Source organism: Pseudoflavitalea sp. G-6-1-2 (assembly GCF_012927185.1).
GTDB lineage: Bacteria > Bacteroidota > Bacteroidia > Chitinophagales > Chitinophagaceae > Pseudobacter.
Window position 1 is genome coordinate 1,448,777 of record NZ_JABBGB010000002.1, and the last position, 22,392, is coordinate 1,471,168.

19 protein-coding genes and 1 tRNA gene are annotated in these 22,392 nt (G+C 45.4%); 5 read left to right on the forward strand and 15 right to left on the reverse strand.

Annotated features, from left to right (window positions below; all coding sequences use genetic code 11):
- Positions 1-5 precede the first annotated feature (5 nt).
- The 10 genes from HHL16_RS15450 to HHL16_RS15495 form a co-directional block, all read right to left on the reverse strand.
- The gene (locus HHL16_RS15450) at positions 6-1,340 is read right to left on the reverse strand and encodes a DNA mismatch repair protein (RefSeq protein ID WP_169426080.1); all 1,335 of its coding nucleotides are present in this window, start codon (positions 1,338-1,340) and stop codon (positions 6-8) included.
- Positions 1,341-1,352: 12 nt separating this feature from the next.
- Positions 1,353-3,647, reverse strand: a complete 2,295-nt coding sequence (locus HHL16_RS15455; protein WP_169426081.1) for a Gldg family protein — start codon at positions 3,645-3,647, stop codon at positions 1,353-1,355.
- 14 nt (positions 3,648-3,661) lie between these two features.
- Positions 3,662-4,591: an ABC transporter ATP-binding protein gene (locus HHL16_RS15460; protein ID WP_169426082.1), complete on the reverse strand. Its 930-nt coding sequence runs from the start codon at positions 4,589-4,591 to the stop codon at positions 3,662-3,664.
- A gap of 25 nt (positions 4,592-4,616) precedes the next feature.
- Complete coding sequence (locus tag HHL16_RS15465) at positions 4,617-6,161, reverse strand: PKD-like family lipoprotein (RefSeq protein ID WP_169426083.1); 1,545 nt, start codon at positions 6,159-6,161, stop codon at positions 4,617-4,619.
- Between the two features lie 37 nt (positions 6,162-6,198).
- On the reverse strand, positions 6,199-6,900 hold the full coding sequence (locus HHL16_RS15470) for a DUF4843 domain-containing protein (RefSeq protein ID WP_169426084.1): 702 nt from the start codon (positions 6,898-6,900) through the stop codon (positions 6,199-6,201).
- Positions 6,901-6,910: 10 nt separating this feature from the next.
- Positions 6,911-8,422: a RagB/SusD family nutrient uptake outer membrane protein gene (locus HHL16_RS15475; protein ID WP_169426085.1), complete on the reverse strand. Its 1,512-nt coding sequence runs from the start codon at positions 8,420-8,422 to the stop codon at positions 6,911-6,913.
- Between the two features lie 11 nt (positions 8,423-8,433).
- The gene (locus HHL16_RS15480; protein WP_169426086.1) at positions 8,434-11,862 is read right to left on the reverse strand and encodes a SusC/RagA family TonB-linked outer membrane protein; all 3,429 of its coding nucleotides are present in this window, start codon (positions 11,860-11,862) and stop codon (positions 8,434-8,436) included.
- A gap of 312 nt (positions 11,863-12,174) precedes the next feature.
- Positions 12,175-13,398, reverse strand: coding sequence for a FecR family protein (locus HHL16_RS15485; RefSeq protein WP_169426087.1), 1,224 nt, complete (start codon positions 13,396-13,398; stop codon positions 12,175-12,177).
- Positions 13,399-13,516: 118 nt separating this feature from the next.
- Positions 13,517-14,110 (reverse strand): RNA polymerase sigma-70 factor, encoded by a 594-nt coding sequence (locus tag HHL16_RS15490; RefSeq protein WP_169426088.1) that lies wholly within the window; start codon positions 14,108-14,110, stop codon positions 13,517-13,519.
- A 96-nt stretch (positions 14,111-14,206) separates the two neighbouring features.
- On the reverse strand, positions 14,207-15,154 hold the full coding sequence (locus HHL16_RS15495) for a Dyp-type peroxidase (protein ID WP_206022442.1): 948 nt from the start codon (positions 15,152-15,154) through the stop codon (positions 14,207-14,209).
- Positions 15,155-15,441: 287 nt separating this feature from the next.
- Here HHL16_RS15495 and HHL16_RS15500 point away from each other — a divergent pair, with 287 nt between their 5' ends.
- Positions 15,442-15,828, forward strand: a complete 387-nt coding sequence (locus HHL16_RS15500; RefSeq protein ID WP_169426089.1) for a DUF1801 domain-containing protein — start codon at positions 15,442-15,444, stop codon at positions 15,826-15,828.
- A gap of 66 nt (positions 15,829-15,894) precedes the next feature.
- On the opposite strand, the gene HHL16_RS15505 is transcribed toward HHL16_RS15500, so the two are convergent.
- Positions 15,895-16,464: a dihydrofolate reductase family protein gene (locus HHL16_RS15505; RefSeq protein WP_169426090.1), complete on the reverse strand. Its 570-nt coding sequence runs from the start codon at positions 16,462-16,464 to the stop codon at positions 15,895-15,897.
- Between the two features lie 218 nt (positions 16,465-16,682).
- On the opposite strand from HHL16_RS15505, the gene HHL16_RS15510 reads away from it, so the two are divergent.
- On the forward strand, positions 16,683-17,132 hold the full coding sequence (locus HHL16_RS15510; RefSeq protein ID WP_169426091.1) for a VOC family protein: 450 nt from the start codon (positions 16,683-16,685) through the stop codon (positions 17,130-17,132).
- A 48-nt stretch (positions 17,133-17,180) separates the two neighbouring features.
- Here the strand turns inward: HHL16_RS15510 and HHL16_RS15515 are convergent, their stop codons facing one another.
- Positions 17,181-17,564, reverse strand: a complete 384-nt coding sequence (locus tag HHL16_RS15515; protein ID WP_169426092.1) for a Rid family hydrolase — start codon at positions 17,562-17,564, stop codon at positions 17,181-17,183.
- A 184-nt stretch (positions 17,565-17,748) separates the two neighbouring features.
- Between HHL16_RS15515 and HHL16_RS15520 the strand changes: the two genes are divergently transcribed.
- Entirely contained in the window at positions 17,749-18,741 is a 993-nt protein-coding gene (locus HHL16_RS15520) for a hypothetical protein (protein WP_169426093.1), read from the forward strand.
- A 60-nt stretch (positions 18,742-18,801) separates the two neighbouring features.
- Here the strand turns inward: HHL16_RS15520 and HHL16_RS15525 are convergent, their stop codons facing one another.
- Both HHL16_RS15525 and HHL16_RS15530 read right to left on the reverse strand, forming a co-directional pair.
- On the reverse strand, positions 18,802-19,245 hold the full coding sequence (locus HHL16_RS15525; RefSeq protein WP_169426094.1) for a hypothetical protein: 444 nt from the start codon (positions 19,243-19,245) through the stop codon (positions 18,802-18,804).
- 308 nt (positions 19,246-19,553) lie between these two features.
- Positions 19,554-19,627 (reverse strand) — tRNA-Arg (locus HHL16_RS15530).
- Between the two features lie 204 nt (positions 19,628-19,831).
- Here HHL16_RS15530 and HHL16_RS15535 point away from each other — a divergent pair.
- Positions 19,832-20,305: a 23S rRNA (pseudouridine(1915)-N(3))-methyltransferase RlmH gene (locus HHL16_RS15535; RefSeq protein ID WP_169426095.1), complete on the forward strand. Its 474-nt coding sequence runs from the start codon at positions 19,832-19,834 to the stop codon at positions 20,303-20,305.
- Positions 20,306-20,371: 66 nt separating this feature from the next.
- Entirely contained in the window at positions 20,372-21,019 is a 648-nt protein-coding gene (locus HHL16_RS15540; RefSeq protein WP_169426096.1) for a rhomboid family intramembrane serine protease, read from the forward strand.
- Here the strand turns inward: HHL16_RS15540 and tilS are convergent.
- Positions 21,016-22,362: a tRNA lysidine(34) synthetase TilS gene (tilS, locus tag HHL16_RS15545; RefSeq protein WP_169426097.1), complete on the reverse strand. Its 1,347-nt coding sequence runs from the start codon at positions 22,360-22,362 to the stop codon at positions 21,016-21,018. The two genes, HHL16_RS15540 and tilS, sit on opposite strands and share 4 nt — an antisense overlap.
- Between the last annotated feature and the right edge of the window lie 30 nt (positions 22,363-22,392).

Consider the following 22,392-nt stretch of genomic DNA (forward strand, 5'->3'; position numbering starts at 1 on the left):
TTCATTTAATATTGTCCGTTCCGCAGTATATCCAGAATGCCTTCGTTATGGATGATCACCATACCATGCCTGTCTGAAGTGATGCCCTGTTGCAGCTTTCGGGGATACACAGGTCTGTCGCCATTCATCAGCGTAGGCAGGTAAACGAACTGAATATTGCTGCATTCTTCCATCAGTTTTTCTCCGGCTTCCATGATATGCGTTGATACCACAAACATGCAATTAGGCCGGCTCGCAAATGCGGAAGTGATAGCAACGGTAGCATCATATGCATCTTTCACATTTGTTCCCCTGAACAACTCGTCGAAGATGATGAAGAGATTTTTCGCATGCTCCAGTTCCGCAGCCATTTTTTTTACGCGTAATACTTCGGTGTAGAAATGACTGTATCCCATGTTCAGGTTATCCGGCAGATTGATGGTTGTAAGCAAACCATCACAAACTGAGAACCGCATGCGCGAAGCAGGCACCGGAAACCCCACATGGGCAAGAAACACAGCAATACCGAGGGATTTCATGAAGGTAGATTTGCCGGCCATGTTTGCACCGGTAAGAAACACGATATTGGAGTTCGGCTTCATCTCTATATCGTTCGCGATTGGTTCAGATAATTTAGGATGATACAGCCCTTCGATCTCCATCACATGCTCCTCACTGCCTACCGGTTCTGCAAAAGCAAATCCTCTTGCTGCTGCTACCGAGGCAACGGAAATATACACGTCGAGCATATACACTGCCTCCAGTATCTTTTTCACATCTTCGATATGAACAAACCGAAGCAGCCGGTCGTAGTCCGCCGCCTTTTCGTAGTCGATCTTTACGGGTACCTTTTCCTGCAACAGTTGTTCAAATGGTTGCTGCAACAACACCTGCTTCACAGCGCTGATCTCAGCTGCATACGGCGTTTCGAGCGCAGCTTCATTCACTGTATCGACGAACTGCTTCAGCAATATGAAAATCTCGATTATCGAAGCGATGCCTTTCATCAATTGCTGATTGCCGGTATCGGCGCCGATCACCTGATTGAATTTCCTGCTCAGTGTATTGTCCTGCGCAGACATCCGGCTTCGCTCGTCGGTATCAGAGAGGTAATTTGCAGCAGCATCCAACAGTTCTCCCCTGAACGGAAATTTTATCTGTTGTGCGAGAAAGAAACGGATGGTACTGCTGCGCGATTTGATGGCATCTAAATTGGCAAGGGGATACCGGAATAACTGTTCGAGTATTCCGGCTCCACCACGGGTATGGGTACGATTAAAAATGGCATATACGGCATCGTTATCCCTCTTGCCAAAAATATTCAGATCGTCCAGTGTTTGTTTGTCGATTATCAAACTCATAGTACGCTGTTTTTATCTGGATTTTCTTCTCAGCCAGATGATGGTTCCGCAGCACATCAGTGCAATCGGGAATAACCATTTCAACATGAATCCCGAAACGGTCCAGGCCGTCTTGCTCATCTTCAACGCATTGTCCGGCATATGCGGGCGGCGCATATCGATCGGCAATTCGTTATTGGTAAGCCAGAAGAACGAACCGCTGATGAAATTGAAATTCGCCGGAGAAATATCTTTGCGGCTCATCATCAGCTCCCCGTTGCTCAGGTAATCGGCATCGCCCACCACAATTATTTTCTGCTCCGTGCCATTCACTTTCCTCGACATGGCAATGGCTGTTGTATAGGGCATTTCCACTTCACCGGCCCTGGTGTTCAGCAATACTGTATCATCGATGAAGTTTTTGGTTTCCAGTTCATTCCAGCTGCCGGAAGAATCGCTGGTAAAAAGAGGCACTACATCGAAACCCTTATTGGTTGCATATTCCAGCCCTACGGCTGTTTTCATGGGAAGCAGCTGTTCTATCTCCCGGATCGATTTGAAATGGAATGCAATCTTCTCCGATTGCTTTGTTGGAGTAAGCAGCAACAGATCCGACTGAAATTTCTTACTGGGTTTCACCAGCATTCCGGGCATGAATTTCACACCGATATTTTCTACGATGGGGTTCATCACATCCTGACGGCCGGGCTCTCCCGCAATGATCATATTGCCTCCCCTGTCGATATACTGCTGCAGCATTTTCATTTCATCGGCCGACAGCGCGCGCTTCGGTTCAGCGATCAGCAATACACGGATATGAGCCGGTATCTCCTTATCGAGTGTAACATTCTCGAAGTCGAATCCCTGATTGATCAATGCATGACGGAAAGTGATCTCCTGCGCAAACATATTGTAGCCACGATCTTCTTCTGCGTTGCTCGATCTTTCTCCATGCCCTGTGAGAAAGCCTACGGTAGGCAGTTTGTCGATCACCAGTCGTTTGATGGCAGCAGTGATCTCCGTTTCAGTCGGCAATCTCATCATATCATCGTACACACGCAGGTAGGTTTGTTTTCCGTTTTCTCTTTTCATGCTCCGCACAAACCTGAATCGTTCACTGGACAGATCCGCTTCCGGTTTGTATTTGGAATATGGATAGATCGGGAATTTGTAATCGTTTAGTTTGACCAGCGTGTCCATCAGCTGATCGCTATTGAGCGTTGGATATTGTTTGTCAAGTTGTTTGTTCCCGTTCTTTTCGTAATAGAACTCATACTTCAGTTTAATGCCCGGTTTGAAACGTATGTATTGCCGGAATCTATCCACATCATACTTGTACTGATCTGGCATGGCAATCCAATAATTCTCATCCAGCATATTGGAGTAGGTGGTGATGGTTAGTCCATCATTCAGGTGGCTCAGCACTTCCTGGCTGCTCTTTGTAAGTGTGTTGGTCTTGGTTCTTGTGGAATCGTAGAAGGTCATCAGTTTGGGTTTGGCGCTGAAGTATCCAAGCATCATGGCTCCCGCGAAAATGCCTGCATACATGCCGAACGTGATGTACCATGCTTTCTTCTGTCGTCCGCTTTGCAGTTTCACCACACTGAAGCCGATGAAGAGTGCTATCACGATCAGAAAATACAGCAGGTCTTCGCTGGTGATCAATCCTGCAATGAAATTATCGCTGCGGCCCGAAATTGCCAGCCAGTAAGTGATATCGCGTACAAACTCCACATCCTGCCCTACTGATTTTACATAGTTGAGCACAGCAAAGATGCCCAGCGTTCCCATGGCAGACACCACCGTGTAGGATGTGAGTGAGCTCATGAACAGTCCAATGGCAGCATAGGCACAGGTAAGCAGGAACAGCCCCAGCAGTCCGGTTAGGATCAGTGGAATATCAACTGCCTTTATGGTAAAGACCGCATAGATGCCATACACTGCGAGTACCAGCATCAGCACAAATGCATACGCTACCAGAGCGAGGTATTTTCCGAAAATGATCTGCCTGCTTTTCAGCGGAGATGAATACAGCAGTTTGATGGAACCGCTGCTGAATTCGCGGCTCATGATGCCCATGGTGAGTAACGGAATATAGAGAAAGATGTATTGCTGAACGATAGTGAAGGTTCCCTGTATACCGCCGAATGTGCTGGCAGTTACACTCCACAGTTTCCAGCCGATCAGCTGCCTGCGCATCATGCCAGTGTAAATGCCGTTGAATACGAGCCCGGTTTGAAAAGCAAAGATCACAATGATCAGCCATGCTATCGGTGAGAAGAACAACTGCTTCAGTTCCGCCTTTGCTATCTTGATAATTGGTTTCATAATATTTTCAGGGTTTACTCAGATTTATTGGTTGACAGTGCGGCGAACACGCTTTCGAGCGACATTTTCTCCAGTGAAATTTCCAGCAGGCGCCACTTCTGCTGAACACTTGTTTCGATGATCCTTTCCATGGTATCATACGCATCACTGTACTGAATTTTGTATTTGATGCCACCGAGGAACATCACATTCAGTACACCGGGTATGGCCATCAATTGTTCCATGGGAGGCGCAGCAGCCATGGAAAGCACAATGGTGCTGGGCATGATGTAATTGTCGAATTCCTCCATTGATCCTGCAAAGGCAACAGTGCCCTGATTGATCATCCAGATATTGTTGCAGAGCGCCTGCACTTCCTGCAGGATATGCGTGGAAAGCACTACTGTTCTTTCTTCTGCAATTTCTCTGATGAGGTTGCGAACTTCCAGAATCTGATTGGGATCGAGGCCATTGGTAGGTTCGTCCATCACCACAAAACCGGGCTTATGAATAATCGATTGTGCAATGCCCACTCTTTGCTGATAACCTCCGGACAGATTGCGGATGAGTCTTTTTCTGAAATGGGTGATGCCCACTTTTTCCATGGATTCGTCCACTGCTTCTTTCACTTTTTTTTCTTCCATGAGGCGCATATGCGCAGCATGTTCCAGATATTCTTCTACGGTAAGATCCGAAAGCAGCGGTGGCTTCTGTGGCAGAAAACCGATATGCTGTTTGGCTTTCACCGGATCGAGCCGCATATTGATGCCTCTGATATAGATCTCACCCTGCGTTTGCTTCAGCACACCACACATGATATTCATGATGGTGGATTTGCCGGCGCCATTGGCGCCGAGCAATCCGTAAATTCCGTTTTTGGTTAGTTCGAAGTTGATATTCTTTACTGCCCATTGCACACTGTACCTGTGCGACAGGTTTTCTACCTTTACAATAGACTCGTTCATATGTAATAGTTATAGAGGGATTAGATTAACCGGGATATCTTCTGTTTGAGTATTCGAAATAAGATCCCCACTTCCAGGCCAGATCCACCACATTACCCACATTGGGCACGGTGAACAGAATGCCCGTCTGTCCGGGGTTTGGAGCGCCCAGCACTTCGTTCTTCAGACTGCAGATGGAGAATCTTCCGTTGTCGAGCAGTATGCCGATCTCTCCGGATGCAGCATCGGAAACAATCTTTTTGATGCGGCCCGTTCCAAAATCGTGATAAAGCGTAATGAGTTTTGTATTCACATCATAGAAATACAATTTGCTGCCTTCTCCGAAAAAGAGGTAAGAAGAATTGAAGATCCGGTGATAAACGGTATTGTCGCTTACGATGCCATTGCCTGCAAATACTTCCTGTTTGTGTTCGCTTACATCGATAGCAGTATACCTCATTGCAAGGCGGTAGTTCTGCATCATGTATTGGCCGGTAGCATCGTTTTTGATGATATTCATAAAGTAAGCGCCATTGGAATAATCGCCGCAATATTTCAGCGTGTAGCCGGTTTGATTGTTCAGGCTCACCCATCCGGCTGGAGGCGTTGCTCCGTCTGCATCACGCAGGTACATCTTCCCCCCGATGAAACTGTTATCGCCATTGGTGGAGTAAAGCCCTACGAACCGTTTGTTCTGATCGTCGTAGAGATATACGATCTCCGACCTGTCGTAAGCAGTTTCGACCAGTTCAGAAATATGCGCACCACCACCTTCGAAGTAGATAGGCACATCGATGAACAGGCCATCGTGAATGCCGCCCATCATCCGTGTGTTGCGCTTCCAGTACATCTTTCCATCCGAACCATGCATGTAGTTCACGGTGCCTCCGTCGATAAAATTCAGGGGATAAGCACCATTGGGGAAGCTGGAACCAGGGAAAGAATTTCTGAACGACAGCACTTTGGAAAAATCATCACCATTGAGAAATACAGGCGTATTGCCCTGCAGAACCAGCACTTCGTCTTTTGAATAATCAGTGAATGCACGCGTGATCAGTTTCTGCGGATTATCTCCCAGCGGATTACCCGGAAACATATTGTCGTAGAGATTGGGATAATACTTGTATTCATACCAGGTAACGTTATTGGGATCTTTTTTCGCATCGCGCCTCACGAAGCTCAGTCCGGATTTGCCGTTATTGTTCAGCAGGAACAACCATCCTGCTTTGTATGGAGAAACCACCTGGATCTGCATGGCATAGCGGGTTTCAATGCCGGTGGCTTTTTCTTTAACGTAGAGATAGATCATTACATAACCAGAAATATCAGGCGTGTATTTCAGGTATCTTTCTCTGGATACAACCGAGTCTACCTGTCTCCATTCGTACTCAAAGGCAAGTGTGTCCCTGTCTGGAAATTTCCAGCTGATGGCAGGGTTCACTTTCAATGTATCTCCCAGAATTACGGGAGGAGCCTGCGGCGCCTTGATCTCTTTGATCATATTGTAATCGACAAGATCGTAATGTCCTTTGTCTTTGTAACAGGCCTGCACCGCGAGTATCGCAAACAACAGGGGCAGCCATAGTTTCATATACTGTTTCATGCAATTTTGAATTAGTGGTTTTCGACTATCCGCCGATCATTTCAACGGTCATTTCCTGTCCGTTCTCTTCGTATACGGTTCGGCCTGCATCTTTTTCCTGCAACAGATAGTTCTTCAGTTTCATGGTGTAATAGCGTACCTGATAGATATCGTTGGAGTTGATGTCAGACAAACCGGTTACCTGAATAAAGAGCGCGAACTTCTTATCGGAATATTCGCCGAGATAGTACCATTCTACTGTCTGGTTCCACCAATCGGGTTTTGCAATTACATTGGAGATATTGAGTATGGATACGCAATAATCTATCTGTCCGAATTTGAGCTCATCGGTGGATTCGATCCTCAGTACCAGCCGAACGGGTTTCACTTTCAGATCGGGCAGTTTCTTAACGGTGAGCCAGGCAGTGTCGGTGGTTCTGTTTGCTCTCAGCGTGAAAGAAGCAGGCAGGCTGTAATGCCCTGGTGTGGCGGTACTCAGCTCATTGGCCACTGATATTTTGTATTGCCTGTCTTTACCGGAAGGTTTGCCCACCAGCTCTATTACGAGGGGAGTTTTCGCTTCGTTATCATCCGGCAATGCCAGAAAGGAGAACATGGAAGAGTCTGTTACACTCTTGTTGAATTGAACATAGTCGCCACTCTCGTAATGCATTATTTCATCCTTCTTGCAGGATTGGATCAGCGCGAGCAGGGCAATTATACTTATAGTGTTTCTGAATAGTTTCATAACGCTGCTTTTAAAGGAGATAGGCTGTTTCGCTTAATGGTAAAGGAGCATACCAGTCCTGGGGTGACATGATGATCTCTGAGTCTCCGTTGAAAATATTTCTGTTCAGTCTTTTGAACATGAAGAAGGTCTGGCCTTCGGTAAGGTTTTCACGAATGATATCGTTCACCAGTTTATTCATCAGGTCCTCTGTACCGATGCTCTCGCTGATCTTCACTTTTGCACCTCTGTTGAGACGAAGTGTATTGAAAAGGGCAACGGCATCCGAAACTTTTCCCTGTCTGGCGTAACACTCGATGAGTATATGATACATTTCGGAGAAACGCATCACCGGCAGTAAGGGTCCCTGCCAGGCTGCAGTATTGGTGGCATTGTAGGAGTTGCCTTTGGGCCGCATCCAGGTGATGTATCGTTGATCGCCATACCGGTTGTACCAGCCAACGATTCTGTAATCATCCATATCACCCTCGAACAATTTGTTCATGTAAGCGGGCGGAATCCTGAAGTTCAGATTAGCCATGCCGGAACTGTTTATCTGCGCATCGAATGTATTGTAGCTCTGGCCGTTTGAAAAACTGAGTATCAGTTCTTCGGGTCGTTTGGTATAGATGTAGTCCACATCGGTTATCTGTCCCTGATAGATGGAGTTCGTCCAGGTAAACCAATTCCTCTTATGGATATCGTACACGATCTTCGCATATTGGAAAGCAGGTTCGTACTCTCCTTTGTACATATACACACGGGCCAGCAATCCTGTGGCGGCGAAGTAATTCATCCGCTCTGCCCTGAAATTGAAGAAGTCGCCCTGCGTAAGGTTCACCCACGAATTAGGTGTTTTGATTCTTCCTACGTTATTGGTCATTACCCTGCGCAGATAAACGGTATCGATCTTGCCGAGCAGGTTTCGGCTCTGATTGAGGTCTTCGATTATCTTGCTGAAAGCGTCAGCCATATTCACTCTTACGGGCTGCGGATCGGGATATTTGGTTACGTATGGAATAGCAGGGCCGGCATACCCTGTAACGGGGGCAGGACAAAATATCCGCAGCAGGTCGAAATGTATCATGGCTCTGATGCCATACATCTCGCCCAGGATCATATTTTTTTCGTTGGCGCTTTCGGCGAAAAAACTGGTGTCTTTCGATACCGCCGCCTGAATAACATTGTTGCAGTTGGCCAGTGTGCGATAGGCGCTTTGCCAGATCTGTTCCATATTGTCCTGTGCAGAAGAAACATCCCAGTTGAAGCGGGCCGCTTCGCGGCTGTCGTAGGGCACATTATTGATATCGTAGTTGTAGGCCATAGCGCTCACTACTCCGTAAGTGAGGTTTCTGCCATAGAGATCGGTAGAAGACAAAAGCTTGTACACGCCATTCACAGCTACACGAAGGCCGGCTCCGTCTTTGAACATCGTTTCTTCCAGCACCTGATTGCTGGAGTTCACATCCAGAAATTTCTTACAGCTCATGCTGAGCAGCACAGGCAGCAGAAACAATAGTTTCCAATATTGTTTTGATTGCATAAACAAGCGTTTTAGAATGATGCGTTGATGGTAAGCGTGAATGTTCTCGCATAGGGATAGTTGAGCCCCATCTCTCTTTTTACGGAAGAGAAACGCGCTACATCGTTCATCAGCAGCGTGGTTCTAAGGAAGCTCATGCCGAATTTCCTTTTCAACCAGGCCGCATCGAAATCGTATCCCAATGAAAGAGAGTTGAAAACAACTGTATTGTTCTGTTGCAGAAAACGTGAAGTAGGTCTGGTTACCAGGTATCTGTCTTTTATATCTTTCAGTGTAGATATATCGCCGGGGTTCTGCCATCTTTCAGAAAGCACGCGTTTGTCTGCATTGTAATAGGCGAGATTGGAGTTCTCCACATTATCCACCAAAGTCTGATTGTATAGATCTCCGCCGAATTCAAACATGAAAGTGGTGAAAAGCGTAAACTGCTTATATCTCGCATTCAACCCAAACGATCCTTGCGCCCAGGGCTCTGTATTGCCGATGGGTTGCTGATTAGCGGGGTTCCAGTCGTAGGTGATGCTGCCATCTGGTTTCTGATATACTTCTTTCCCGTTAGCGGGATTGATGCCCAGTGATCGCATGCCATAAATGGTGGTAAGCGAACTGCCTTCTTCATACTTCATGATCGGTTTCGCGAACTTTGCGTTCTGCTCGTTGTAATACAGTACCAATGCGGGATCGGTGCTGGTATTGTATCCATCGTAATATTCATCGATGCGGTTGTTGTATCTTTTCATCGATTGTGCAATCTTCAGTATCTCGTTGCGGTTGTGCGACATATTGCCGATCAGCGTGAAATTGAAATTCTTCTGATTGATCAGGTTCAGGCTGGTCTTTATTTCGAATCCCTTGTTCAGCACTTCTCCGATATTGTCGCGATACACCGTGAATCCCGAAGATGATGGCAGCGATACATCCGTGATCAGATCATAAGTTCTTTTTCTGTAGTAGTTCAATTCTACATTGTACCGCTTGAACAAAGTGAGGTTAGCGCCCAGGTTCCAGCTCACCTGTTTCTCCCATGTAAGTTTGTTATTGCCCATGTAGGTGAGGCTGCTGCCGATACCGGTAGGATACCAGTCGTCGAGCATAATCTGATACGTGTTTCTCGCCATGTAGGGAGAGAAATTAGACTTACCCGTTTGTCCGATATTGGCAGTAAGCCGTAGCATATTGATAGCGCTGTTGCTTTTGAGAAAATGCGTATTGTGCAGATTCACGCCTGCGCCTACCGACCAGAAGGGCGCCCATTTGTTATCGGTGCCAAATTCAGAAGAGCCATCCATTCTGAAAGAACCATCGAAGAGATAGATATTGTTGTAGCTGTAATTCAACGTGGCAAAGGATCCGATGAGACGGGTGATATTGTCGTTCAGTTCGGGTTTGCGAGAAATCTCATACGCATACGATGGAGAATTGAAATTTCGGTTGGCAAATCCTTTGTAGGTGGATGTAGTGAACTCGGAACGTACAGACCTTGCATTCACGCCGGCAGATACATTCAGATTATGCACATCATAATTTCTGTTGTAGGAAGCAAATACATTCGAGTTCCAGCTGATATTCTTCGTAGAGGTCTGATTGAGCTCACCTTTGGTGAACAGATCGCCTCTCGCATAAACAGAAGATTCAGGAGAAATGAAACGGTCGTTATCCGAATCTTTGTATTCAAGCGCAAACTGTCCTTTGATGAAAAGGAACTTCGTAAGAAACCAGTTGGCCGTGAAGTTGTTCGTCCATTCTTTATACCGTGTTCTGTCGAAATTGCCTACAGTAGATTCATACATGGGATTGAGCACACTATTGTTATTGTAGTTGGGAAGCTCTTTCGCGTATTTACCGGTAAGCTCATCGTACATATTGAAGTAAGGCTGCAAACGGGAATAGTCGCTGAATTTACCGTAGGGCGATTCTTCGGAATTCACTGCATCGAAATAGATCTGATTGCGGAACTGCAGTTTGGTGGTCTGATATTGGAGTGTAAGCCCCGCTCCCATTCTTTTACGGTAAGAGTCTTTCATCACACCATTCTGCTGATCGTATTTAAGATCGACGCCCACACGCATGCCCTGTGAGCCGCCTTCGATGTATACATTGTGTTTGTGATTGAACATGGTACTGAGCGGCTGCGAAAGCCAGTAGGTATTCACTCCTTTCAGCACTTCGTTTTTTTTCTGCTGCATCTTCCACAAACCCTCGATCATACCAGACTCATAACCCGGATCTGTGGGAGCCATGGCAGGTTCATAGATCTTAGCAGCAAATTCGGCGTCGAGTTTTTCCTGTGCATTCATCATATTGTAACTGCTGAGATCGGGAGCAGTAACGGAATAGTTGCCATTGTAATTCACACGGAACTCACCCGGTTTAGGCAATACAGTTTCTATCACTACCACGCCATTGGAAGCGCGGGAGCCATACATGGCTGTGGCTGCCGCATCTTTCAGAATGGTGATGTTGCTGATGCGGTTGATGTCCATATCATAGATCTTTTCAACCGATACTTCAAAACCATCCATGATGAAGATGGGCGTATTGGGATTGTTCTTCAACGCAAACTGTGATGTGGAAGAACTGCCGGATTGAATTTTATCGAGTTCTTTCATGCCGGGAAAACCAGACTGGCCGCGGATATAGAATTCCGGCAGCACATTCGGATTGGAGCCCATGATATTGTTCTGCATGATGCGGAACGAAGGATCGAACACCTGCAATGCACCGATCAGGTTATTGGCAGTTACTTTCTGCAGATCGGCCTTGGTAACCTGCGTGTAGGTACCGGTGAAACTTTCTTTGCGCACATTGCCGTATCCTGTCACAACAATGTCTGTAAGAGTGGCTTCTTTCTGCTTCAGCACTACCCTTCCATTGGCAGGAAAATCTTTCACTTTGATCTCCCTTGAGTGAAAGTTGATATGCGAGAAAACCAGCACCTGGTCTGATTCTGCGCTGATGGTGAACTTCCCTTTGCTGTCTGTGCTAACACCGGTGCCTTTTCCTTTCACATTGATACTGGCGCCTTCAACAGCATTGTTATTCTCTCCCACCACAATACCGGTGAGTACCTGCCTGATGCCAGATTCGCCCACCCAGTCGGGTGGCGCTTTATCATCAATCCTCGGTTTATCAGCTTTCACAGCCATAGATTTTTCAACCAGAAAAATGGTGCGGTCGATCAATCTGTAACCGATCGGCTGATTTTGCATTACAGTTTCGAGGAACTGCGCCAGTGGCATATTTACAGCGGAAACAGTAACGGGGTCCGATTGCCTGAGCAGGCTCGATTTACCGAAAACGGTATAGCCTGTCTGCTTTTTGATGAGATTGAAAACTTTTGTTAGCGGCAGATCTTTCCCCGAAATCGATACCGTTTGTGATCGGGTGCCTGCAGATACATGCAGGCATCCAAGCAATAAAATCAGGGCTGTTAATTTCATTACGGTTTTGATTTTTCTGCCAGGCCCCTGAAACCTGTTGCAAGAAAGTTTCAACCTGGGCAGTAGTTTGGTTAAAACCTGGGAGGTACCCGATCCATGATCGGAATGCACATACCTTTCCCAGCTACGTAAAGCATTTTTTTGCATACTTTCGCGTCAGTTTTGGTTAAGTAAAAGATTCTCGTTACGAATGTTTGAATAGCCGGAACTGCTTCGTGAAAACGATGCCATGCCGTTACGCCTTCCACGCGTAACGGTTTTTAATTCCGTCAGTTCCTGATTATGAGAAAAGGTTAAATGGTAATGCTTTGATTAAGGCGATATGATCAGTTTTCTTCCGTTCTCCAGTCTTAGATTCACTCCCAGTTTCATGGCCTGCAGTGCCTGAATCAATTCTCCGAGGTTTACGTTGCGGCTCATCTCTCCGATGAACGATACATCTGTTACACCATTCTCATACACTACACTGATATCGTACCAGCGTTCGAGTTGTTTCATTACCTGCCTGAGTGAAGCGCCTTCGAAATTGAAGATGCCATTCTTCCATGCCATCACTTTATCGATGTCGGCATCCTGTACCAGCAGTTGCCCACGATCGTAAACGGATGACTTTACAAGCCCCTGCTGGCCTGGCTTCAGCACTTGTCCCTGCCGTTTCTCTTCACTCAGTGCAGCAGCGATGCCCATGGGAGTAACTTTCACTGCTCCCTGCAACAGGGTTGTGATGGCAAGGCCTTCGTCCATATACCCGTTGATATTGAAACTGGTTCCAAGCACCTGCACTTCTTCAATATTGTTGAGTTCAACTATGAACGGTTTTTTGGCGTTCTGCGCTACTTCGAAATATGCTTCGCCGGTAACGATCACTCGGCGTTCATCGCCGGTAAATGCAATAGGGAACTGAATGGAGCTGGCAGCATTGAGCCATACTGCAGTTCCGTCGGGCAGCTTCAGCTGAAACTGTCGTCCTTTGGGAGTGGACATGGTATTGTAAGCAGGCGCTCCATCATCAGCAGCAGTTGCCAGGTAACTGAGCCTTCCATCAACCAGCTCAACTCTGGTGCCGCTTTGCGTAGCCACCAATCCATTGCCCAGACTGTCCAGTACCAGCTTTGTGCCATCGGCCAGGGTGAGAATAGCGCCGGACGTTCCCGGTGTAATGTCCGAAGGAGTAACCGCTGCCGTCTGTTGCTGAGGACCTGTCTGCCACCACCATGTTGCGGCGCCGGCCAGCACCAGCAGAACAGCAGCTGCTGCTATCCATCGGTACAGAAAACCAGTACGTTTGATCTCTGCAGGGTCGATAAAATCAGCAGCGTTGTCTGCGTTGGCTTTCTTCAGCACAGCTCTGAACTGCTCTTCGATATCCAGACCGGCAGTAAGATCGGTGAACACGGGAGCTTCCAGTTGTTCGCGAACAGCGGCATCCAACAGAATGCCATTGGCCGGATCGCGCACCAGTTGCAGAAAAACTTCCAGTTCATCTCCGGACAGTTCATCCCTGATAAACTTTTGCAGAAGGTCATTAAATGTCATCCTCACTATTTTATTGGTAGGAAAGGTTTGGGCACTGAAATAACAGGTTTGTACAAATGTTCCCTCTATACAGACACAAAGAAGAAACCATAGGACCCTGGTCTGCGAAAAATATTATTTACAGAAAGAGCAACATCCAGAGGAAGATTGCCACCGATGAAGAATAATTATCGAGATAATTGCGAAGTGCGAGAATCGCACTCACCATATAATTTTTCACTGTTCGTTGCGAAAGGCCTGTGGCAGCTGCTATTTCAGCATGCGTCAATCCCTGGAACCTGCTTAATTTGAAAACCTTTTGCTGTTGAGGAGTGAGCCGGTTGATGCCGGCTTCAATGATTTTGGAAGCTTCTTTCAGTTCGAGGCTGGCGGCAGGATCGGAAAGAGAATCGGCAAAATATTCTTTGAGGTATTCATCGAAAGTACCGGTAAAAACCCTGCTGCGCAATTTATTGAGGATATGATTTCTGGCAGCGGTGAGCAGGTAGGCTTTGAATTCTTTAACTTCTCTGAGCAGTTCTTTCTTCACCCAGATATTGGCAAATACTTCCTGAGCAGCATCTTCCGCAACTTCAGGGGATTTGGCAAATATGAGTGCAACCGAGTAGACACGGGGCCAGTAGTGTTGGAACACCAGTTTAAATGCGTGTTCGTCTCCCAAAGCAATTCGTTCTACAAGCTCAGTTTCGTTATGGTGTATAAAATCAGACAACCTAAACCAGGTATTAGCGAACTATTTGCAACTATACTAAAAAAACGCAGAAGAAGGGAGATTATTTTAGCGGATGATAGCAGGCGAAGCCACCACTCAACCCGCCATTGCATCCAGCATATCCATCGATGGCACAAAAAATAAACTGCCTGTTTGTGCAGTGCTGAAATCCAGTATGCGATCATAATTTCCCGGAGGATCGCCGATGAACATATTGTGGAGCATTTTTTCTACAGTAGTGAATGTGCTGGCGTAAGAGATAAAGTAGGTACCCATTTCGTTGGAAGCCACGTTGCCAAAAGGCATATTATCGCGTACAATTTTGAAGTCGTCCCCCACATTGGCGAGTGCGATATGTGAGTTGGCAGGTTTTACATCATCACTCATTTCTACATCATCTTCCTTCGACCGGCCGATCACTTTTTCCTGTTGCTCTACCGTTAATGATTTCCACGCGTTCAGGTTGTGCAGATATTTCTGAACGAACAGGTAGCTTCCTCCTTTGTAGGAAGGATCCTGCTCATCGATGATGGCAAAATAATCGCGTTCCGCACCATGCGGGTTTTCGGTTCCGTCTACAAAGCCGAGTATGGAACGGCTGTCCCGGTAACGAAAGCCCTGTACTTCCACCACACAATCGGCGATTTCGTTCATGAGGCCGGAGATCAGTGCAGCCATGTCGTAAGCATAACTCTTCTCATCGGAACGGATATGAAAATGCAGATCGCCCTTGGTAGCTACAGCAGTATGTTTGCTACCCGTTATGGCTTCAAAATTTTTAAGTTCTTTTGGTAATGGCTTAGGCAAATCGAGCAGCAACCACGCATCATAACCGATACCCAGCACACAACTTGCTTTTGAATTGGGAAAACGATCGAGGGCTGAATTATTGATATTGATCACTAAAGCGCACAAACGCTGGAACACGGGCTTTATCTGTTCTGCAGATTTATCTTCCTTAAAATTCCAGACCAGAAACCAGGTGTTGTTATTGGGATAGTCCGTTACGTTTTGCGCCTGGATAGTGTGTTGGTTTGCTGCCATGTATTGAATTTATACCGGGAGTAAAAATAGGCAATAATTACACTTTGAATAAAGTATAATTATCCCGCACTTTATCCCTAAAGGCTGCTGGCTGATAGTGTTTGGCGTTTCCGCACCATTCCTGACGACAAATACAGGGATATGCCCATCAAGAGTATACAAGTGTTGATTTGAACTGAAACTGTACATTTCATGCCTGAACGAAAGCAATGTCGAGTGGGTATCACCTGATCGTATGTAGTGTTATATTTGGATAACGATAACCCAGGATGGCAAAAACAAATCGTGTGAAAATCAAAAATCTTGTTGAATTATTTTCTCTTCTTCCTGAAGAAGAGAAAATAATAGTGGATGTGTTACGGCAGATAATTATCGAGACACTCCCTGAATACTGCAGGGAGAAAATATCATACAATGTTCCTTTCTTTTATGGCAACAAAGGTATCTGCATCATCTGGCCCTCCACTATTCCAGGTGGTGGCATCAAAAAAGGAGTGCTGCTGGGGTTTTGGCATGGGAACAAGCTAGCCGATGAAGATGGCTTTCTGCTGCACGGAACCAACAAGCAGGTTTTTTATAAGATCTATCAGACACCGGAGGAAATCGATGATGCTCCCATAATAAAATTGCTGAAAGAAGCCATCAGATTGGATAGCTCCTTCAAAAAAGTCTGAAGTATCGGATCATCAGTCAAATAAAGTTGCAGAGCAGTTCTGATCAACTGCCAACATAAACCGCAATTAACTTTGCAATGCCCCCAGATGGCGGTAAGTATTGAGCAGTACACCGGTTGGCGTGGTTTTAGTACTCACAAACTCAAGTGCACGCGCGTCATAGCTATCTGAAAGAATGCGTTTGCCTTTGCCCAGCAATACAGGATATACAATAAGAACAACTTCATCTACCAATCCTGCATCGAGCAATACAGAGGTGAGTGATATGCTGCCGCAAATAACCAGATCAGGACCATCGGTAGACTTCAGATTGCGAAGCTCCTCAATTACATTCCCGCTTATCCCCTTTACTGGTCCCCACTCAAGGCTCTCAGGCCTGTGCGTAATCACAAATTTTGTGGCGGTGTTGATTGCATTGGACATCGGAAAGTCACCGGCATTTGGCCAGTATCCCAAAAACTCGTCGTAGGTGTTACGGCCAAGCAGCATGTCGAAACCTGTGCCATAGGATTCAAGCAGCATACCCATTCCGGCAGGAGTGCGATAAGGTCCTGTCCATCCACCATAAGTGTAGTTCTTATCGTGCTCGATAACGCCATCAAGAGAAATATGCTCGAAGATTCTGATCTTTCTCATATTGCTGTTTTAAAGTGAAGTGATTACCCAAATTTAAGCCAGATGGGATACCGATACAGGGTGCAACTCCGGCAATAAGCGGGCGGATCTGACCATATTGATTTGCCTATGGAACATCTGATGTAGCTTACATGCTGTGCAACTCACAGCATTGAAAACCATGTGCTGCTTTAATAAGACAGTTATTTATACAAACACATCGATAAACAGAGAACACTATGTCTAAAAGTAAACTATTGCGAATGGACAATGTAGGGATTGTTGTAGAATCCCTGGATGAAGCTATTTCATTTTTCACAGAGATAGGACTGAAGCTCGAAGGCCGGGGTACGGTCGAAGGTGAATGGGCTGGCCGCATTACCGGACTGGGAGATCAGCGTGTTGAGATTGCAATGATGATCACTCCCGATGGCCACAGCCGGTTGGAGCTTTCAAGATTTATTACGCCGCCTGTTATCTCCGATCACAGAACTGCACCCGTGAATGCGCTTGGATATCTTCGAGTAATGTTCACTGTGGAAGATATCGCCGAGCTGGTAACAAGGCTTACCAAACAAGGTGCCCGGCTTGTTGGCGAAATAGTGCAATATGAAAACATATACCGGCTTTGCTATATCCGATCGAAAGACGGACTGCTGATTGGTTTGGCGGAAGAGATTGGCCGATAGCAAACTATTTATCAGGCAACTGAACGCGTACACTCAAATAGAGTGGTTTTATTTTGCAGCCACCACTTCTACTTCCAGTTTCCATTTTGTTTCGAGCAGCTGGCAACAGATAACAGTTAAGGTTGGCTTGTGCGATCCCATATATTTTTTTCTTAACGCCATATTCGCTTCATCATAGGATGGATCGGCGAGGTAAGTACGAATAGAAATCACATTCTGATAATCCATATCAGCGGATTGCAGTATTGTTCCTATGTGTTGCCAGATGAGATCCTCCTGCTCTTCAAAAGATTCCGGCATGGTACGGCCATCTTGCTGGAAACCGTTCAATCCACTGATGAAGAGTAGCCTTGCATCATCTTTGATTTCTATGGCATGACTGTAATTATTGTAAGGAGGAAATACATTTTGCGGGTTGTGCTGAATAATCATGGTAGGTTTATTGTTGCTGATAAGATCGTTGGATTTCTAAAGTAAGGAAATAAATCCGGGGATACCAGTATCGGTGGCTTTCGCAGACTACATGAAATATTGCTTTGACAATAAGGGTATACAATTACCGGTATACTTCAGAATTATTGCATTTGTTGTAAATTCTGGCTAAAACCTTATTGCTATGCATCTTTTCACTATTCCGGCCTTGCTGTGCCCCTTCCATACCACCCTGCATGATGATAAGCTAAGAATTGATTCACATACAAGACAATTCCTGCTGAAATTTTCATTGACAGATGGCGAACAATACCTGCATTACTGTAGTCAAAATTTTGCGACTATGATTGCACGATCATATCCTTATGGAGATTTTGAAGATCTAGCCGCATGGTGTGATATGAATTCATTGTTGTTCCTTCTTGACGATGACCTTGATGAGACCAGTAAAATGGGAAAAGAAGACCTGATAGCATTTGAAGCTCAATTCATGGAAATTCTGTTAACGAAAGGGGAACCGGTATTTCAACCCACTAATCCATTATTAAAAGGATTAGCTGATATCTGGAAAAGAATGTGTGCCCGTTCTGATAATTGGTTTCAACAACGCATCATCCAGGGATTTCGTGATATGTTCCGTGGAGGTTGGTGGCAATTCGAAAAATTGAGCAATCAACAACTTCCCTCGTTGAAAGAATATTGCGAAATCCGACAGTTTCTCGGTGCAGCGAATCTTGCTACAGACTCCCTTCCATTAACTGCTCAATTGCATCTTCCATTAGCAATGTATGATCATCCCGAAATTGTAAGACTCACGGAATATGCCCGTAATGCCATATGCTATTCGAACGATCTTTTCTCTCTCAGCAAGGAAATGGATAAATCTAATCAGGCTACTTTCAACCTGGTAACTATTCTACAACGGGAACATGGTATTTCTATTCAGGACGCCATACATGCAACTGTGGAAATGCACGATGATATTATACGGGCATTTCTGCTGTTGGAAAAGGAAATCTACAATATAGAACCATCCTTAAATGACCAGTTGAAGAAGTTTGTAAGCGGGTTAAAACATCTTATGAAAGGAAACATTGTTTGGTCCACGTATGAAACTACCCGATATCCACATCTATCAGAGCAGGAAGAAGGATTGTATCTGGCGATTGCCGGATAAATGAACGGCTATTACAATACGGCGGCTATTGTTACTTCGGTATACAGGAGTCGTTTCATTTTAACTTTCCGGATATTGCCGGTTATATTCGCTCACCCAATCAAAATTTCCCTGAATGCAGGGAAGAAGATATACCTGCAAGTGAATGCAAAGATTTCTAAGCCCCTGTTCTACTTTTTCAAGTGAAGGGAAAACAGGTAGTGATTTTGCCCCTTCTAACAGCGTAATATCTGCTTCTGTTAAATGATGAGTAAGTTCCAAAGCTCTCACTGCATCATAAACCTGCAGACAGCCTTGCATATCATTTCTTCCGGTATCCTTGTTGAGAAAAAAAGCCCTCATATTGCTATCAAACCCTTCAACAAATACAACAGTACATCTGGAAAATCTGACTATGACCGAAGAAGGAGGTGATTTAATCAACTCATACTTTTCCGGCCAGTCATATTGTTGCAACACTCTCTCTAAAACTTCCTTACTGAAATAAGTTTCGGGGTTGTACATAAGGGTTCTTGATTATGATTCTGTTGCTAAATGTAAAGTCTTTAGATTGTATGCAAGTTTTTGCCCGGTATAATTCGACGTATTTTTTTAGTAATCTGCATTTAACAACAACCCTCCAATGCAGCTTATATGCCGGATGAAAAACAGTCCGCTCCCTCGTTGATCTAAATGCACTGCTTCCTGAAAACGAAAAGATAATTGCAGATGAGGGAAATAATTAATGAGAGAAGATGATATGGGAAATTGGCACAACGCAGGTGGGATGCGGAGAAAATAGAAAAAGGCAAGATTCGCATCTTGCCTTTTTGTGACTCTGTCAGGATTCAAACCTGAAACCTTCTGATCCGTAGTCAGATGCTCTATTCAGTTGAGCTACAGAGCCTCTTGATTCTCACTGACTTCTTATCTCATCAGCGGGGTGCAAAAATAAGGGAATTCTACATTTCAACAAGCAGTTTTTCAATTTTTTTTCAAATCTCTCTGATTTCTAATTGTATACATTCACGCTTCATCCCTTAAAACCCTTGCGGGACAAGGCCTTTAGCCTATCCTCCTCCACTGTATTTTTTTCATTTATTTTTGCGCCATGAAATTCCAGTTCTGGACAATCGGAAAAAAACACGAGCCCTACGTACTCTCAGGCATTGAAGATTTCACCAACCGGATCTCCAATTATTATCCTGTTCAGTGGAATATTATACCCGGACCAAAAAATGCAGCCACACTCAGTGAAGCCGATCTTAAGAAAAAAGAAGGAGAGATCATTCTCGGCATGTTGCAGAAAGACGACTACCTCGTTGCCCTCGACGAAAGAGGCAAACAATTCAGTTCCGAAAAACTGGCACAGTTCATCGAAGCCCGGATAGCAGACAGAGTAAAGAATGTGATCTTCCTCATCGGCGGCGCTTACGGCATCGACGAAGCTGTAATGAAACGATCCAATTACCAATGGAGCCTCAGTCAACTGGTATTTCCACATCAGCTGGTACGATTGATACTGGCAGAACAGATCTACCGGGCATGCACCATCATCCGCAACGAGAAATATCATCATAAATAACCCTCCGCAACACCGCTCATTGATTATTCTACTTTTTAAGTAGATTTGTTTCATAACAGTTATTCAATGAGCATTACGCTGATCATCATTATCATTACTGCCATCGTTTCTTTTACAGCTTTCACCAATCAGAAAGTGTATGACGATCTTATCTTCTACCCTCCTGCTGTTACCTACAACAAACAGTGGTATCGCTTCTTCAGCTGCGGACTGATCCATGCAGATTATGCACACCTTATTTTCAATATGTGGGCGTTGTATATGTTTGGAGAGATCACTGAAAAGTATTTCATCGAATTATTTGCAGAAAAAGGGAAGATCTTTTATCTGCTGCTCTATATTTCATCCCTATTCTTTTGCCTCCTGCCTACCTATGCCAAACACAAAGATGATTCAGGCTATCGCAGTCTCGGTGCATCCGGCGCAGTATCAGCCGTGATCTTCACGAGCATTACGCTGAGCCCATTGCAGGGTATGGGCCTGATCTTTGTACCCGGACTTTATATTCCCGGTTTCATTTTCGGAGCGCTTTACCTGATTGTATCGAGCTATCTCGACAGACGCGGTGGCGGCAATATCAATCACTCCGCGCACATATGGGGCGCGTTGTATGGAATTCTCTTCATTATTGTAATGGGATATGCTTTCTCTGATTACAATGTGCTGGAACAATTCATCTACAAAGTGCAGTCGTGGATCGCAGCTAAATTCTAATCAAGGCGAAGCTCAAGGATCTCCGTTGTTGCATTGCCGATCCTGAAACGATCGTCGATTCGGTGACCGGCAATCCAGATAATTTTTTTGTTCATTTCTACTACCCATACTTTTTCTTTGGCAGTAGCGCTCAGCTTCAGGTCGATTAAGAAGCGGGCAACTTTCTTCTTTTTCGTCATGCCCAGCGGGTAGAAATAATCTCCCTTTTTCCACGGGCGTAAAATGAGCGGGAATTGCACATGCTTTGCATCGAGTGCAGCAATTCGGGCTCCGTTGTTCAGGCTGTAACCGGCAGCGGGTAGACGTTTCAGCGAAATGTTTCCTTCTGCGAAGGGAACAGATTCATCGGAACTTTCGATAAGAATATGCTTTGCTTCTTCGGCAGCCAGCGGAGCAATGATCAGCCAGTTGCGGTTTCTGATCACACGATGGGTGGACGATTGAACATATTTCCCGGTTTCACTATCCAGCAAAGCGACCACTTCTGCAACTTGTGCAGAGGTAAATCCATACGTCTTGATTATTTCGTAGAGAATGCTGTGGAGCGGTTCAACCTTTGCCAGTTTCAGCACAGGGATATGCGCTTCGCTGCCTTTTATTTCGATTAGTTTCTTTGTATGCATGTTGATGGACTGCTGATACAACATTTCAATTTCACGGAATCTCTGAAGATTATCGCCAAGGTTTTCGATCGCCTGCGGATACAATTCCTGCACCAGTGGAATCAGTTTGTGCCGGATAGCATTACGCGTGTATTTATCAGATGCGTTTGAACTGTCCTCCACCCATTGCAGGTTATTGGTCTGCGCGTATTGCAACAATTCAGCACGACCGGCAAAAAGCAATGGCCTGATCAGTTTCTGCTGTTTTGGGAGGATGGCCCGCAAACCTGCGATTCCAGTGCCTTTGAAGAAATTCATCAGCAGGGTTTCGATATTATCGTCCTTATGATGTGCAGTGAGAATATATTGAGCAGCGGGATGATTGTTGTCCCCTGAAGATTCCAGCAGAGAATAGAACCAGTAATAACGCAGTTCTCTCGCCGCAACCTGAATGGATAGTTTGTTCTTTTCCGCATAGGCGGCAGTATCGAAACGCTTCACCAGAATGGGCTTATTGTATTTCGATGCCAGTGCACGAACGAATTGTTCATCACGTTCACTTTCTTCGCCACGTAGCTGGAAATTGCAGTGAGCCAGCACAACATCGTATCCTGATCGAATGCAGAGATCACTGAGCACTACAGAATCCAGTCCGCCACTAACAGCCAGCAGCAGCCGGTTGTCTCTGGAAAACAGCTTCTCCTGCTTCACAAATTTCTCAAATGATGTCTGTAGATCCATAATTCAATAATGAGTTGTATTGTTCGCGGG

What these genes read in the sequence shown, in the direction of transcription:
- HHL16_RS15450 (WP_169426080.1), bottom strand. Translation starts at nt 1,340, where the DNA reads ATGAGTTTGATAATCGACAAACAAACACTGGACGATCTGAATATTTTT.
- HHL16_RS15455 (WP_169426081.1), bottom strand. Translation starts at nt 3,647, where the DNA reads ATGAAACCAATTATCAAGATAGCAAAGGCGGAACTGAAGCAGTTGTTC.
- HHL16_RS15460 (WP_169426082.1), bottom strand. Translation starts at nt 4,591, where the DNA reads ATGAACGAGTCTATTGTAAAGGTAGAAAACCTGTCGCACAGGTACAGT.
- HHL16_RS15465 (WP_169426083.1), bottom strand. Translation starts at nt 6,161, where the DNA reads ATGAAACTATGGCTGCCCCTGTTGTTTGCGATACTCGCGGTGCAGGCC.
- HHL16_RS15470 (WP_169426084.1), bottom strand. Translation starts at nt 6,900, where the DNA reads ATGAAACTATTCAGAAACACTATAAGTATAATTGCCCTGCTCGCGCTG.
- HHL16_RS15475 (WP_169426085.1), bottom strand. Translation starts at nt 8,422, where the DNA reads ATGCAATCAAAACAATATTGGAAACTATTGTTTCTGCTGCCTGTGCTG.
- HHL16_RS15480 (WP_169426086.1), bottom strand. Translation starts at nt 11,862, where the DNA reads ATGAAATTAACAGCCCTGATTTTATTGCTTGGATGCCTGCATGTATCT.
- HHL16_RS15485 (WP_169426087.1), bottom strand. Translation starts at nt 13,398, where the DNA reads ATGACATTTAATGACCTTCTGCAAAAGTTTATCAGGGATGAACTGTCC.
- HHL16_RS15495 (WP_206022442.1), bottom strand. Translation starts at nt 15,154, where the DNA reads ATGGCAGCAAACCAACACACTATCCAGGCGCAAAACGTAACGGACTAT.
- HHL16_RS15505 (WP_169426090.1), bottom strand. Translation starts at nt 16,464, where the DNA reads ATGAGAAAGATCAGAATCTTCGAGCATATTTCTCTTGATGGCGTTATC.
- HHL16_RS15510 (WP_169426091.1), top strand. Translation starts at nt 16,683, where the DNA reads ATGTCTAAAAGTAAACTATTGCGAATGGACAATGTAGGGATTGTTGTA.
- HHL16_RS15515 (WP_169426092.1), bottom strand. Translation starts at nt 17,564, where the DNA reads ATGATTATTCAGCACAACCCGCAAAATGTATTTCCTCCTTACAATAAT.
- HHL16_RS15520 (WP_169426093.1), top strand. Translation starts at nt 17,749, where the DNA reads ATGCATCTTTTCACTATTCCGGCCTTGCTGTGCCCCTTCCATACCACC.
- HHL16_RS15525 (WP_169426094.1), bottom strand. Translation starts at nt 19,245, where the DNA reads ATGTACAACCCCGAAACTTATTTCAGTAAGGAAGTTTTAGAGAGAGTG.
- HHL16_RS15535 (WP_169426095.1), top strand. Translation starts at nt 19,832, where the DNA reads ATGAAATTCCAGTTCTGGACAATCGGAAAAAAACACGAGCCCTACGTA.
- HHL16_RS15540 (WP_169426096.1), top strand. Translation starts at nt 20,372, where the DNA reads ATGAGCATTACGCTGATCATCATTATCATTACTGCCATCGTTTCTTTT.
- tilS (WP_169426097.1), bottom strand. Translation starts at nt 22,362, where the DNA reads ATGGATCTACAGACATCATTTGAGAAATTTGTGAAGCAGGAGAAGCTG.